The organism is Maribacter algarum (ex Zhang et al. 2020) (assembly GCF_005885635.1).
In the GTDB taxonomy this organism is placed as follows: domain Bacteria; phylum Bacteroidota; class Bacteroidia; order Flavobacteriales; family Flavobacteriaceae; genus Maribacter_C; species Maribacter_C algarum.
On record NZ_VATY01000003.1, the window covers coordinates 282,967 to 299,180 of the forward strand.

At 42.5% G+C, this 16,214-nt stretch carries 5 protein-coding genes; 3 read left to right on the forward strand and 2 right to left on the reverse strand.

The annotated features are described in order from the left end of the window. Window positions 1–24: 24 nt before the first annotated feature. The gene (mnmA, locus tag FEE95_RS14980) at window positions 25–1,215 is read right to left on the reverse strand and encodes a tRNA 2-thiouridine(34) synthase MnmA (RefSeq protein WP_138658812.1); all 1,191 of its coding nucleotides are present in this window, start codon (window positions 1,213–1,215) and stop codon (window positions 25–27) included. Window positions 1,216–1,395: 180 nt separating this feature from the next. On the opposite strand from mnmA, the gene FEE95_RS14985 reads away from it, so the two are divergent. From FEE95_RS14985 to FEE95_RS14995, 3 genes are all read left to right on the forward strand, one after another. Continuing rightward, the gene (locus FEE95_RS14985) at window positions 1,396–2,388 is read left to right on the forward strand and encodes a fasciclin domain-containing protein (RefSeq protein WP_138658813.1); all 993 of its coding nucleotides are present in this window, start codon (window positions 1,396–1,398) and stop codon (window positions 2,386–2,388) included. A 283-nt stretch (window positions 2,389–2,671) separates the two neighbouring features. Continuing rightward, window positions 2,672–4,069 carry a fasciclin domain-containing protein gene (locus FEE95_RS14990; RefSeq protein WP_138658814.1) on the forward strand — a complete coding sequence of 466 codons (1,398 nt, stop codon included), beginning with the start codon at window positions 2,672–2,674 and terminating at the stop codon, window positions 4,067–4,069. A 370-nt stretch (window positions 4,070–4,439) separates the two neighbouring features. Continuing rightward, window positions 4,440–6,464: a fasciclin domain-containing protein gene (locus FEE95_RS14995; protein ID WP_138658815.1), complete on the forward strand. Its 2,025-nt coding sequence runs from the start codon at window positions 4,440–4,442 to the stop codon at window positions 6,462–6,464. Between the two features lie 290 nt (window positions 6,465–6,754). Here FEE95_RS14995 and FEE95_RS15000 read toward each other — a convergent pair whose 3' ends face one another. Continuing rightward, a complete protein-coding gene (locus FEE95_RS15000; protein WP_138658816.1) occupies window positions 6,755–15,985 on the reverse strand; it encodes a T9SS type A sorting domain-containing protein in 9,231 nt (3,076 codons plus the stop codon). Window positions 15,986–16,214: the final 229 nt, after the last annotated feature.

The following is a 16,214-nucleotide window of genomic DNA, read 5'->3' on the forward strand; positions in this document are numbered from 1 at the left end:
GACTCCGCTCGAACTGACCGAGGGCTAAGAAATCACTCCCGACCCTATAAGTTCGTCCTCTAGGTACCAAGCTACAAACTGACCTTCTGTAATTGCGGATTGTTTCTCTTCGAAATCCACATAAAGCCCGCCATCAACTTTGTATAAGGTTGCCTTTTCCAAAGCTTGTCGATACCGTATTCTTGCCATTACGCTCATTGTTCCATCAACTTTCAAAGCCAAATCAGGACGTACCCAATGCAATTCCGCATCAGTTACAAATAGCGTTCTTCGATATAGACCCGGGTGACTTTTTCCTTGTCCCGTATAAATTACATTTTCCTCTACATCAGTTTCTATAACAAACAAAGGCTCCTTGGTGCCACCAACGTCCAAACCTTTTCTTTGTCCTTTTGTAAAATAATGCGCACCTTGGTGCTCGCCTACTATTTTGCCATCTTCAATATGGTAAACGGGTTTTGCTGAAGTATAGGCCAATTCGGCCTCTTTAGAATCAAATTCCATTTGCGAACGACGCAACTGGACTGCCCCCGCTGGAACCTCAACAATGACTCCCTTTTTAGGTTTCAATTTTTGCTGAAGAAATTCCGGTAGGCGAACCTTTCCTATAAAACAAAGTCCCTGAGAATCCTTTTTATCAGCAGTTATCAAATCATTGGCCGCAGCAATTTTCCGAACTTCAGGCTTTTGCAATTCCCCTATTGGAAAAAGAGTTTTAGACAATTGTTCTTGAGAAAGTTGGCACAAGAAATACGACTGATCCTTATTCGCATCTGCACCTGAAAGCAATTGATAGGTTTCACTCCCATCCGCATTTTGAATTGTTCCTTTCCGACAATAGTGACCGGTAGCTACATAATCGGCGCCCAATTGAAGTGCAATTTTAAGAAACACATCAAATTTGATTTCGCGGTTACAAAGTACGTCTGGGTTTGGCGTCCTTCCCATCTCGTATTCCTTGAACATATAGTCGACAATCCGTTCTTTGTATTCCGCACTTAAATCAACCGTTTGAAACGGAATCCCCAATCTCTCTGCTACAATCAAAGCATCGTTGCTGTCTTCCAACCAAGGACATTCCTCGGAAATAGTCACGGAATCATCATGCCAGTTCTTCATAAAAAGACCTATTACCTCATACCCCTGTTCTTTCAAAAGGTATGCAGCCACACTAGAATCAACTCCGCCGGAAAGTCCGACAACCACTTTTTTCATTTTAATCTAAAATTGGGGTACAAAAGTACAAAATTAAACAGGTAAGCATCTACAGGCAATAAAGACAAAATCTTAGTTAAAAAAACTATTACAAGCAACCCTAAACGATTTTAACCATCTATCGGTAGTAGGGTTCATTGCTAATGAATTGTTTTAACTTTGAAAGATAAATTGATACATATGAAAAAGTTCTTGGGAGTAAAAAGTTTTTTGATTTTAATAATTGTAGGACTTGTCATAACTTCCTGTAATATTGATGATGGTACAGATACCATACCCATACCGGAAACAGATATTGTGGAAATCGCTGCGGCAAATGCAGATCTATCTTCTTTAGTTGCCGCCTTGCAAAGAGCAGACTTAGATAACACACTAAAAGGTGCCGGGCCATTTACTGTATTGGCTCCAACAAATACTGCTTTTTCAAGTTTCTTATCCGCAAATGGCTTTGCGAATTTGGAGGCTGTTCCAGCGGAAGTCTTAGAACAGATTTTACTAAATCATGTTGTGACGGGTAGAGTGGACTCCGCACCCCTAATCAATCTCCAGCGCAACTATTTACAGACCTTGGCCGATGGGCCTAATGGGTCCAAATTATCGCTTTACTTTGATGCAGTCAATGGTGTGGAATTTAATGGATTATCGTCGGTCATAGAAACGGATGTTGTTGCTGAAAACGGCATTATTCATATTGTCGATCAAGTTATTGCACCACCAACGATCGACACATTCATCTCATCTGATGAGAATTTTGAAGTTTTTGCTACCGCTCTGGATGCAGCGGCAGTAGCGTCAGATTTACCCGAAAATTTAAAGGAAGGTGCAGGTGGGCCGTATACTGTCTTTGTACCAAGCGAGCAAGCCTTTGACAACCTTTTGGCAACAAATGGGGATTGGGATTTTGTAAGTGATATAGAAGAGAATCTTTTGGCTGCCGTCCTTGAACATCATGTCTTAAATGGCAATATCCGATCAACCGATATTGTTGCTGGTAATATGGTCGCTACCCTTGAGGGAGATCAAATAACTATATCGTCTAGGGATGGTAATTTAGAAATTACCGATGGTTCAGGAAATGAAGGTACACCAATAGAAATCGTTGATATTCAGGCAGCGAATGGAGTTATCCATGTTATATCGAACAATGTTTTACTGCCTGATACCACGAACTGATAATTACTACCCACTTTAAAAAAACCGCCTTTGGGCGGTTTTTTTTATGCAAATCACGAATCGAAGGCTAAACACCTAAAATTCTTTGCATTAAAAGATTGAACTCGGGCCTTCTACTTTCCTAAAGTATTTTTCATTCTGTTAAACTTTTTGTAAAAATTGTTAAACAAAAGCAACCGTTATTTAATTATGCATCTCAGAAGTGGGTGATAAAGAAAATACTTAAGGTATTGCCTAAAACTCACATTTTAAATGAAACAGTTAAATCACTAAAACAATTGCCATGAAGAAATTTTTAAAAATGAAACAATTTACAACAGTGTTAATTTTGGCGCTATTTTTTGTTGCTTGTAGCGACGATGATAACGACAACCCTTTAATTGACCCACCAATGGCCATGCCCGATATCGCTGAGACTGCAATAGCTACACCTGACCTATCTAGTTTAGTTGCAGCTCTAACCCGTGCTGAATTAGTAGCAACTGTCCAGGGTGACGGACCATTTACAGTTTTCGCTCCAACGAACGATGCCTTCGCTGCTTTTTTAAGTGATAATGGTTTTGCAACTTTAGAGGATGTACCTGTTGATGTTTTGACCCAGGTTTTATTGAATCATGTTGTAGCAGGTAAAAATTTATCCTCTGGATTCAGCACGAGCTACATTAGTTCTTCTTCAACGGCTGGTGTTGATGGGAGGGCATTAAGTCTTTATGTTGATACTACCAGTGGAGTTAAAATAAATGGCTCTACCGTTACCCAGGCTGATGTGGAAGCTTCAAATGGTGTAGTTCATATTGTTGACAAAGTAATTGGATTACCAACAATCGTCGACCACGCTATCAACAACCCCGGATTAACTTCTTTGGTTGGGGCCCTAACCGCTGATGGTAATACAACGTTTACAGATTTACTTTCAGATGCCAGTGGCAAGTTCACAGTTTTAGCTCCAGTAAATGACGGATTTACGTCTTTTATGAACCTTAATGACAATGACATTAACGATGTACTTTCAAATCATGTGATAAGCGGAGCTGCTTTAGCTGCTGCCGATTTATCAAATACTTATGCAAACACTGTTGCCACAAATTCAGACGGAGATGCCTTGAGTATTTATATAAATACAGATGACGGAGTAAAATTTAATGGAACAAGTACAGCGGCCATTGCTGACATCGTTGCCACGAATGGAATTGTGCATGCCGTAGATCAAGTCATCGATTTACCGACAGTAGTTACCTTTGCCACTGCTGACCCAAATTTTTCAACTTTGGTTACCGCACTAACCGAATTGACCCCAGCTACTGATTTCGTTGCTGTTTTAAGTACGCTTACCGGTACAGACCCAGCACCATTTACCGTATTCGCACCAACTAATGATGCTTTTGGTAAATTGGCTGCTATTCCTGATGAAGCTGGTCTTACACCCATTTTACAGCATCATGTAATTGCAGGGGCCAATATTCGTTCTGGTGATTTAACAGCAGATGGCACAACAGTTACCCCCGAAACTTTAGAAGGCGATACTTTTCAGATTATTTTGCCTGGTACGGATGGAAATATTGCTAATGTAGTAGATGGAGCTAATAATGATGGAATAGGAATTGACGCAGTGGATGTTCAAGCCATAAACGGTGTGATACATGTTTTGGATACCGTATTATTTCCAAATTCAGATAACTAAGTTTTTTTGAAATAGAAGATTTTCTAAAGGACCGCAATAGCGGTCCTTTTTTTATGGAGTAAATCCGAATTGTCACTCTGCTGCATATCTATGATATCAAAAACCAAATAAGGTCAACAGTCCATAAAATTTTTTTTGTTTAATTTTTTTAAAAAAATAGTGAACAATAAAGCAACCTTTTTAAGTTTAACTAATCTACTTAATAATTAAACAAAACATTTTAGTTGTTTAACCTATTCCAGTTTTATAGGCATGTATTGTGCACAACATCTTACAAAACTAACTTTTAGTTAAAGAATGGTTATCACCTAAAATAGAACTACCATTTGATTTTTAAACAATTTACTATTAAACAAAAACACTTTTTATTATGAAAAAAAATGTCCCATTCAAAAGTTATTTGCTTCTTTCAGCACTTTTTTTGTTTTTCACTTCCTGTGAAAAAAACGTTGACATCAACGACTTCGAAAATAAAACACCTCCAAAAAACATAGTAGAAACCGCACAAGAAACTGATGCATTAAGTACTCTTGTCGCTGCACTCGCTAAAGCCGATGAAAGTGAAGGCACAGACTTAATAGGTACGCTAAGCAGCGAAGGCCCCTTTACAGTTTTTGCACCTACTAATGAGGCCTTTTCAAATTTGCTTTCCAGTTTAGACAATTACAATTCTCTTGAAGATTTCTCAACAGATGAAGACAGGGCTGTTCTAACAACTATCCTTAGCTACCATGTAGTAGCAGGTGTCTCAGCTTTCTCGACTGATTTGAGTAATAATCAAATGATTTCTACAGTTCAAGGAGAAGATGTTACAATAAACATTGATGCGGATGTGTTCATTCAAGATGCTACTGAAGTCGATGCTAAAGTAGTTATCGCCGATGTTGCAGCAAGTAATGGTGTGGTGCATGTTGTTGACAAAGTTTTGTTACCGCAAGCTATCATTGATGCTATTAATGATGCTGAAATGGAGGCTTTAGGTACATTGGTCGACCTCGTTGTTGCCACAGAACAATTATCCATATTAGAAGCAGCTGTTATTAAAGCAGGCCTTGCAGAAACATTGAGTAGCGAAGGTCCATTTACTGTTTTTGCACCTACCAATGATGCCTTTGTAGAATTACTAGGAATTTTAGGTGACGACTATCATGGTTTAGAAGATTTTGATACTCCCGAAGAAATGGACCTATTGAAAGACATTCTTTTATTCCATGTAATTCCGAATGCAACTGTCAAGGCAGCCGATTTAACCGAGGGCATGGTTCCAACAGCTTTAGAAGGGAATTCCATTGACATCATTTCCTTGGACAAAAGTTTCGTTATTGGTGATGCAACAGATACGAACGCTGCAATTACAGCTGTCGATATCATGGCGTCAAATGGCGTTGCCCATATTATCGACAAGGTTCTTTTACCGCAATCGGCTGTTGATTTTGTGACTTCACTTAGGCTTAAAACAATAGTTGAAATAGCAGTGGAAACAGATGACTTGAGTTTGTTGGTAGACGCTTTGGTCCAAGCCAATGCCGGACTTGTAGAAGCGCTTGGCAGTGAAGGTCCGTTTACAGTTTTTGCTCCAACAAATCACGCTTTTGTTGATTTACTCAAAGCACTGGGTGATGACTACCATAGCTTAGCTGATTTTGATACGGAAGAAGAAAAAGCACTATTGGTAAAAGTACTTACTTATCACGTAGTGGCAGGAGTAGCTGCTTTCTCAACAGATTTGAAAGATGGCCAAATGATAGAAACACTGCAAGGCGAAAAAGTTGGCATTCGTCTAAATGGCGGAGTTCATATTGATGATGCCACAGATACCAATGCCTCTGTAGTTCTGGCTGATGTTAAAGCAAGCAATGGAGTGGTTCATGTAATCAACAAAGTACTACTTCCCCAAGAAGTGCTTGACATTTTAAATCCACCAACTCCAAATATTGTTGAACTTGCGCAATCGGTTGATGACTTAAGTATTTTGGTAGAAGCTTTGATACAAGCCGATGCTGGATTAGTAGAAGCTTTGAGCAGCAATGAATTCACTGTATTTGCACCCACCAATGAAGCTTTCACAAATCTTTTTCATGCTTTAGGGAGTCAGTACAATAGTATTGCCGACTTCAATACACATGAAGAAAAAGCACTCTTGGCCAAGATTCTTACCTACCATGTTGTTAGCGGCGCCACAGTTGCTTCCGCCGACCTCAAGGATCACCAAAGAATACATACGGTACAAGGGGAAAGTATAGTCGCCTTTGTTGGAAACAGCATAAAAATCAAGGATAAGACCTTTACCAAAGCTAAGGTCATTGCAGCGGATAACTTTGCTAGCAATGGTGTTGTTCACCTTATAGACAAAGTAATGCTGCCCAAGGAAGTATTGGATATCTTAAATCATTAAGATAGGTTAGGTTAGTTGTTCTAAGCTTCCCTTTAAGAAGTTTCATTTTTGAAAGCCTCTTATTGGGAAGCTTTTTCATGCAGTTCATCGATGTTTTTAAAGTAGTAAAATTTCAAACATCAACATAGCACACATTAGCATACAAAAAAGAACACTTGACAACTAAGTTTTTTTTTAACTGAAGTTATGCTGCATCTTTGACATCCCAAATCTTACCAAACTTAACCTACTTAGTGCTAAAAGCCCCAACATAAATGTTGGGGCTTTTTTATTAGATATCGTTCAAATAATTATTTTATGGACATCACCTTTTTAACAATCTTCTCCCTACCGGTATTTATTACCAGGAAATACATGTCAGGTGCGATGCTAGAAACATTAAGTTCCACATCATTTGTACCCTCCTTTACATTCATGCTTTCCTTAGTCATTACACATCTTCCATTAACATCAAACATTTCAATTTTCAAGTCTGCCGAATAAGGAATATCGATGCTAAGGCTTAGTTTATCCTTAAATGTCATCGGGTACGGTGTAACAACAGTTTGGGTGATTTTCTTTGTCGTATTTCCACTTTTACATGTATTGGCATGTACAATAACATATACACCACCGTTGATTCCACTTACGTCAACGTCATCGAACTCATATGTGGTTACATTATTTAATGAACCAGAGTTTTGAGGATATTGACCCGGAGCCACTGTAGGCATACCATTACCTTTGGTAGGATATTTATCTGCACCAACATAGAGTTGCGTTTCTTGCATTATAAATCCTGATAAAATATCGACGCTCACGCTAACCGATCCATTATTATATTCTACGGTAACCTCTCCTGTTTTCTCTCCTTTGCTTAGATCACACTGACCAGCACCGGCATACAAATCCATCGTATAGGTACCTTCCGAATCAAAGAAGTTCGTCCATCCCCAACGGTTAAATCCGTCATCAATAAAGCAGGTGTTATCTACCTCATATCTAGCAAATGCGGTTTCACATCCCGTTGGCGTTGCATCCGGAATTTCGGCAATGGTAACCTCACATTGTGTTTCACAACCATTTGCATCCGTAACTATCACTTCGTAAGTACCAGGTGACAAGTCAGTTGCAGTGGCTGTGGTTTGCCCTGAGACATCGTTCCATAAATACGTATATGGAGCAATACCACCATCTGCCAACACCGTGGCTTCGCCATTATCCTCTCCTTCATCACTATCAACCATATCGGTAATCTCACAAGTTAATTGTGATGGTTCCTCAATCGTTATTTCGCAATACGCCTCTCGACCGGTGGCATCGGTAATTATTACCCAATGAGTATCTCTTGCCGATAAAGCCGTTGCGGTCTGCCCTGTTTCAGAATTAAACCAGAAATACGTATAGGGAGCCACACCGCCAATTGCAGTTGCCGTGGCACTTCCATCTGTGCCTCCGTTACACGATACATGATTTACCAAGGTAATTTCACAGCTAAATAAGGCTTCTCTTATTGTCACACTGGCTTCCACCTCACAGCCGTTTGCATCAGTTACAGTAACCGTATGCATTCCGGCAGAGAGCATGGTTGCAGTTTGAGTGGTTTCACCATTATCCCATAAATAAGTGTATGGAGAGGTACCGCCGTCTACGGATACAGTGGCAACCCCATCTTCTTCTCCTACAGCACTTACAGCACTATCATGCGTAGCTTCTGCCATTAGAACAGGTGGTTCCTCAATTGTTATTTCACAATATGCCTCCCGACCGGTGGCATCGGTAATTATTACCCAATGAGTATCTCTTGCCGATAAAGCCGTTGCGGTCTGCCCTGTTTCAAAATTAAACCAGAAATAGGTATAAGGGGCCACACCGCCCGTTGGCGTTGCCGTGGCACTTCCATCCGTACCTCCGTTACACGATACATGATTTACCAATGTAATTTCGCAGGTAAAAGCATTGGGTTCAGTGATTGTCACACTTGCTTCTGCCTCACAACCGTTAGCGTCAGTTACAGTAACCGTATGCATTCCTGCAGAGAGCATGCTAGCCATCTGAGTAGTTTCACCGTTATCCCATAAATAGGTGTAAGGTGGTGTACCACCATCAGCTGATACCGTTGCTACCCCATCTTCTTCTCCCACGGCGCTCACAGCACTTAACTGGGTTGCGGTTGCACTTATTGACTCCATGGGCTCTTCAATTTCAATCTCACAACTAGTTTGAGCTCCGTTTGCATCGGTAACAGTTACTGTGTGCATTCCGGCATTGAGTTCTATTGCAGTCTCCACGGTTTCACCATTATCCCATAAATAACTATAAGGCATCACTCCTCCAGTAGGCATTACGGTAGCGCTACCATTACTTTCACCATTACAAATAACATCACTTTCCAACATCACAGAGCAGATTAAAGCATCTGGTGAAGCAATTCTCACTTCAGCCATTGCTTCACAACCGTTTGCATCCGTTACTTTCACTGTATGAAGCCCCGCAGTCAACATTACAGCTGTCTCGGTCATTTCACCATTATCCCACAGATACGTGTACGGAGGAGTTCCTCCTGCTGCATCTACACTAGCAGAACCATCCTTTCCACCACTAATGGTTACTCCTGAAACTAGAGAGGCGGTTGGCATAATTTGGGAAGGAGCCTCAATTAATACCTCACAACTTGTCTCTACGCCATCATTGTCGGTTACCATTACGGTATGCAATCCAGCACTTAACATAATAGCCGTCTGTGTATCTTCTCCATTGTCCCAACTATAGCTGTAAGGCGGCATACCACCATTAACCATCACTTGAGCGGATCCGTCTTCACTATCATGACAAAGCGTATCGCTTATTTTTAACGCTTCACACGAAATAGAATCAGGTTCCATTAGGGTGACTTCACAACTAGTTTCACAGCCATTAGAGTCGGTAACGGTTACCGTATGTAAACCTGCATCTAGTGCAACTGCCATTGCAGTAGTTTCACCATTATCCCAGAGATAGGTAAATGGGGCTGTACCACCATTTGGTGTTACCGTAGCCGAGCCATCATCTCCACCGTTTGAACTAACATTACTGAAAACGGTCGCCATACACGTAAGTTCATCGGGCACATCAACTAGGATAGTACATGTCGATTCTCTGCCATTAGCATCTGAAACAGTTACAGTCCGCATTCCTGCGGGTAGCATAGTCGCCATTTGGGATGTTTCACCATTATCCCATAAAAACGTATATGGAGACATTCCTCCTATCACCTCTACCGTAGCACTACCCGTTGCTTCCCCAAAACAACCTATATCACTATCAGGTTTAATAAAACAGGTAAATTGTCCCGCTTCTGGAATGTCTACATAACAAACAGTTTCACACCCATTGGTGTCAATTACTTTAACACTATGGGTACCAGCAGAAAGCATAATTGCTGTTTGCACAGTTTCGCCATTATCCCACAAATACGTGTACGGAGTTGTGCCTCCATCAGGGGTAACTGTTGCTGAGCCGTCGTTTGCACCATCCGCGCTAACACCTGCCACTAGTATAGTTTCACAAGCCAATTCTTCGGGCTGCTCAATTTCTACACTACAATCTGTTTTATTTCCGTCGGCATCAAATATCACAACTGTATGCGATCCTGCTGCTAGCATCGTTGCTGTTGCCGTAGTTTCACCATTATCCCATAGATACGTATACGGTCCTACTCCACCGCTTGCCGAGACCGTCGCCGAACCGTCGTTGCCATCAAAACAACTAACGTCTTCTACACTAGGGTTAATGATACATTCCAGATCACTTTGAGGTTCACAACCTGTACCATCTTCACAATCTATATGGAAATTAAAATCTATTCTATAGCGTTGTTCGTCGCCTTGTGGGCCCATCCAACCCCATCCGGCAAGTCCTTCTGCCGAGGTATCAGAATCATAGAGTGCGCCACCAGGACCAATATGCACGCCCAGGTTTGGTGTGTTTGGATCATTAGGATCTGGACGTTGGGAAACAGTAAAGGTTCCCTCTTCCACACAATCCCCACCAGTAGTGGTTATCGTACTTTGCGTCTCGTCTATTACATAGTATCTCAAATTTTCCTTTACAACCGCACCCGGATCACATCCCTGTGGTTTAAACATACCACCGTCTGCACTCCATTGTGCCCAATCTTTTAGGTCCTTCAATACAATGTATACTTCAGCTGTACAAGTACCTACTTGAGTAGACCCTTTAATCAAAGCTGTACCATTTGTAAACTCTGTAAAACTCAAACTGTTCATGCCGCTCTGAGAGAAGAATCTCGATTCGGGTGGCATTTCAAACCAGAATAAGTTATAGTAAGGTTCTTCATTAGGATTACAGAAATCAATATCAAGTACCTCACAAGATTGTGTAATAATATCTTCCAATACCTTTACGGTTATTGTTGCGGTATCATCAGGACAAGTATTACCACTACTCACTGTGTATGTGATATCATAATTTCCAGGAGTAAGTCCTGAAGTGTTAAAATCATTTCCATTTAATCCTCCTGTCATTCCTGGATCCGAGAATGTTCCTCCAGCTTCGCTCACAAGTGCACCAAGATCTACAACAGTACTTTCACATACTTCCGTACTATTATCTGCACCAGCATCATTAGGTACATCTACATTGATGGTTATCGTCGCGGAATCATCTGGACAGTTTTGATTTCCGCTTCCAACGGTATAAATCAAATCATAACTTCCAGGCGATAATCCTGAAGTGTCAAAGTCCGTTCCACTCAAACCACCTGTTAGACCAGGATCAGAAAATGATCCTCCCATCACACTAACTAAAGAGGTCAAATCGACCATCTCTCCATCGCAAACTGTGGTTTCATTATCGTCACCAGCATCAGCAAGGGTGTCTACTATAATCGTTATTGTAGCAGTATCAACAGGACAATTAGGTGTCGCTCCTTCAACTGAATATGTAATATCATACGTTCCTGATCCTAAACCGGTAGTATCGAAACTGGAACCACTTAGTCCGCCCGACATTCCATCATCTGTAAATGTCCCGCCCATTTCCGATACGAGCAGTGTAAGATCTACTTGTGTTCCATCACAAACGCGTGTCATATTATCATCACCAGCATTTGGTGGCTCAGGTTCTGTTATGGTTATCTCACAAGTTGTCTGCGCTCCGTTAGCATCGGTTACCATTACGGTATGTAATCCAGCGGTTAAAGTCGTTGCTGTCATACCTGTTTCCCCATTGTCCCAGGCGTACATAAAAGGAGCGACTCCGCCTATTGGATTTGCAGTGGCTGACCCATCATTTCCGGCATTACAGGTTACATCGCCTACCAAATCAATACTACAGCTCAAGGTATCTGGTTCTGTTACTGTAACCTCACAGGTAGTTTCACAACCATTTGCATCGGTAACTGTTACCATATGTACTCCCGCGTCTAAAGCAACCGCTTGCTGCGTAGTTTCGCCGTTGTCCCATAAATAGGTGTACGCAGTTGTACCTCCAACGGGATTTACCGTCGCGGCTCCATCACTTCCACCGTTAATACTCACACCATTGTCTAACATGATCGTGCATGTCAAATCTGCCGGTTCTGAAATCGTCACCTCGCAAGAAGTTTCTGCACCATTGGCGTCGGTTACGGTTACGCTATGCAAGCCGGCATTTAATGAAGTTGCGGTTTCCGTAGTTTCCCCATTATCCCATAAATAGGTGTAGGGTGCTACTCCTCCCATTGGGGTAACTGTGGCGACCCCATCACTATCTCCGTTACACAGAACGTTGCTATCCAATGTTACATTACATACCAACTGATCCGGTTCTGGGACCATGACCTCACAGGTCGTTTCACAATTGTTGGCATCCGTTACCGTTACTGTGTGTATTCCTGCACTTAAAGCAGTTGCTGTTTGCGTGGTCTCGTTATTGTCCCATAAATAGATATATCCGGATGTACCTCCTGTTGGCGTGACCGTGGCCGCCCCATCACTGGCACCATTTACAGATACACCCATGTCGAGAGCGATACTGCACATAAGCTCAATTGCTGGTTCAGAAATCGTAACACTATCCGTAGTCTCACAACCATTGGCATCCGTGATTGTTACATCATAGGTGCCTGCGACCAAGTCGCTAATATCTTCGGTGGTCGCTCCATTACTCCATAAGAAGGTGTAATCAGGGGTTCCTCCATTTACAGTTAAATCTATTGAACCTGTTGCATCTCCAAAGCAAAGTACATCTACCTGAGTGGACGATGAACTTAGGGGAGCTATTGGCTCAATTATTGTAACACTATTTGTAATCTCACAGCCATTCGCATCTATTACAAGTACCGTATAGGTACCCGCGGCTACATCGGTTAAATCTTCCGTGGTCGCTCCATTGCTCCATGCATAAGTGTACGCCGTCGTTCCTCCTGTTACCGTTAAATCAACCGAACCTGTGGATTCTCCAAAACATGGAACATCTACTTGAGTAGTGCTTGCTGCCAATGCAGCGGATGGACCGCCGATAGTGACCTCGCAATCACTAGTTGCACCATTGGCATCCGTTACCGTAACGGTATGAAGGCCTTGGGCTAATCCTGTTGCTGTTTGATCTGTCTCTCCATTGTCCCATAAATAAGTATAAGGTGCTACCCCACCTACGGGGTTAGCCGTTGCACTACCATCAGCATCTCCAAAACATTGCTCGTCTTGGACCAGGGCAACACTACATACCAACTCATCGGGTTGCGGAATTGTAACCTCGCAAGTAGTTTCACATCCATTCGCATCCGTTACCGTTACCACATGTACACCTGCGTTCAATGCAATTGCTGTTTGTGTGTTTTCGCCATTGTCCCATGAATAGGTATAACCTGATGTACCGCCTACTGCGGTTACCGTGGCCGAACCATCGCTGGCACCATTAACGGATACACCGTTATCCAACATGACACTACAGGTCAATACCGCTGCCGGTTCGCTAACCGTAGCGCTCGCCGTGGTCTCACAACCGTTGGCATCCGTTATCGTTACATCGTACGTACCCGCGGCTACATCGGTTAGATCTTCCGTGGTCGCTCCATTGCTCCATAAATAACTATATGCCGTTGTTCCACCGGTTACCGTTAAATCAACCGAACCTGTGGATTCTCCAAAACATGGAACATCTACTTGAGTAGTGCTTGCTGCCAATGCAGCGGATGGACCGCCGATAGTGACCTCGCAATCACTAGTTGCACCATTGGCATCCGTTACCGTAACGGTATGAAGGCCTTGGGCTAATCCTGTTGCTGTTTGATCTGTCTCTCCATTGTCCCATAAATAAGTATAAGGTGCTACCCCACCTACGGGGTTAGCCGTTGCACTACCATCAGCATCTCCAAAACATTGCTCGTCTTGGACCAGGGCAACACTACATACCAACTCATCGGGTTGCGGAATTGTAACCTCGCAAGTAGTTTCACATCCATTCGCATCCGTTACCGTTACCACATGTACACCTGCGTTCAATGCAATTGCTGTTTGTGTGTTTTCGCCATTGTCCCATGAATAGGTATAACCTGATGTACCGCCTACTTCGGTTACCGTGGCCGAACCATCGCTGGCACCATTAACGGATACACCGTTATCCAACATGACACTACAGGTCAATACCGCTGTCGGTTCGCTAACCGTAGCGCTCGCCGTGGTCTCACAACCGTTGGCATCCGTTATCGTTACATCGTACGTACCCGCGGCTACATCGGTTAGATCTTCCGTAGTCGCTCCGTTGCTCCATAAATAACTATATGCCGTTGTTCCTCCTGTTACCGTTAAGTCAACCGAACCTGTGGATTCCCCAAAACATAATACATCGGTTGCTACTGCACTTCCCGATAATGCCGCTGCCGGTTCGTTCACCGTTGCGCTCGCCGTGGTCTCACAACCGTTGGCATCCGTTATCGTTACATCATAAGTTCCCGCTGCTACATCTGTTAGATCTTCCGTAGTCGCTCCGTTGCTCCATGAATATGTGTATGCCGTTGTTCCACCGGTTACCGTTAAATCAACAGAACCTGTGGATTCTCCAAAACATAGAACATCTACTTGAGTCGTGGATGCTGCCAATGCAGCGGATGGGCCGCCGATGGTGATCTCGCAATCACTTGTTGCACCATTGGCATCCGTTACCGTAACGGTATGAAGGCCTTGGGCCAAGCTTGTTGCTGTTTGATCTGTCTCTCCATTGTCCCATAAATAGGTATAAGGTGCTACGCCTCCTACGGGGTTCGCCGTTGCACTGCCATCTTCATCCCCAAAACATTGCTCGTCTTGGACTAGGGCGACGGTACATTCTAATGGATCAAGTTCTTGAATAGTAACCTCACAAGTTGTTTCGCAACCGTTGTCATCGGTCACGGTAACGGTATGTACACCTCCATTCAAAGTTGTAGCAGTCTGCGTAGTCTCACCATTGTCCCATAAATAAGTATATGGTGCAGTTCCACCTGAAGGCGTAACAGTAGCCTCTCCATCACTATTGCCACTGCTTGCAGGATTATCTTCTACTACATTACAAGTTAATTCTTCGGAAGGTTGGCTGATAATTACATTTTCTGTGACCTCACAACCTCTACCATCAGTAACCGTTATCGTATAGGTACCCGCTGTCAAATTGGTTTGGGTTCCGTTATTCTGTATAAGACCACTTCCATCAGTCGTAGACCATAATAACGTATATGGAGAAACACCTCCAGCAAACGTTAAATCAATTTCACCTGTAGCCTCCCCAAAGCAAAGAACATCTTTCTGTATCGTGAAAGCAGATAAAGAAGGGCCTACTGTAATACTAGTTGTTGCTGTACACCCATCGGCTCCTGTAGCTACTACGGTGTATGTACCAGGCGCAACATTACTCAAATCTTCTGTTGTCGCTCCATTGGACCACGCATAGGTAAAAGGCATAACTCCGCCTTGTACAGTTAAATCTACATCTACATTGTTACCTGTTGTACAAGACGCAGAGGCCATTGCATTCAAAGGTGGCGTAATATTAATGGTTGGATTAGCGTAGCAATATTTACCATTCGGGTTGTTCGCCGGTGTTACCGGGCATTCTCCCATTGCAGCAGTCCAAACCAATAAAATATTGTCTAGAACAAGCTCGCTACCACACATAAATGTAACCTGTCCGTAGTTTAATTCTTGAACCCCATTGTTTCCACTATTTTGGGTTGCAAGCGGGCCAGAACATTCGGCAAACGTGCTCATTGTACTTGCACCACTAGGCAATGTTTCAGTTAAATCACCCATTACCGCGAGATATCTATTCTGACTATTGGTACCGTGTCTTACAGTAATAATGAGGTCTCCTGTTATTGTACTTCCCGGAGTACAGTCATTACATGGAGTCCCCAGTTCGACCATTGCACTTAATATCTCAATATCATTGGCCGGGCATTGACCTTCAGTATATTCAGAATTGCCTCTCAGATCCATTTGTTGGGCAAAACCAGCAACGGAGAACGAAAGAAAAATTAGAAGTAATAGAATTTTTGAAAATGGAACATGTAAAAATCTTCTCATGGGTAAAGTTTTTTGGTTAGGTCAAACTTTACCATAACAACAATAGGACGACTCATCGAATCGGTAAGACTGTGGGCACCTTACGAATCAACAACCTCTTAAAGAAAAAATAAAACGTATTCGTTGCGTTTGATATACTATACGGGGGAAGAGAATTTTACAAGTAATTTTCTAAATCATAAAAACGAATTTTGTTTAAAATGTAACTTTAGTTAAAGGTTTTGTGATA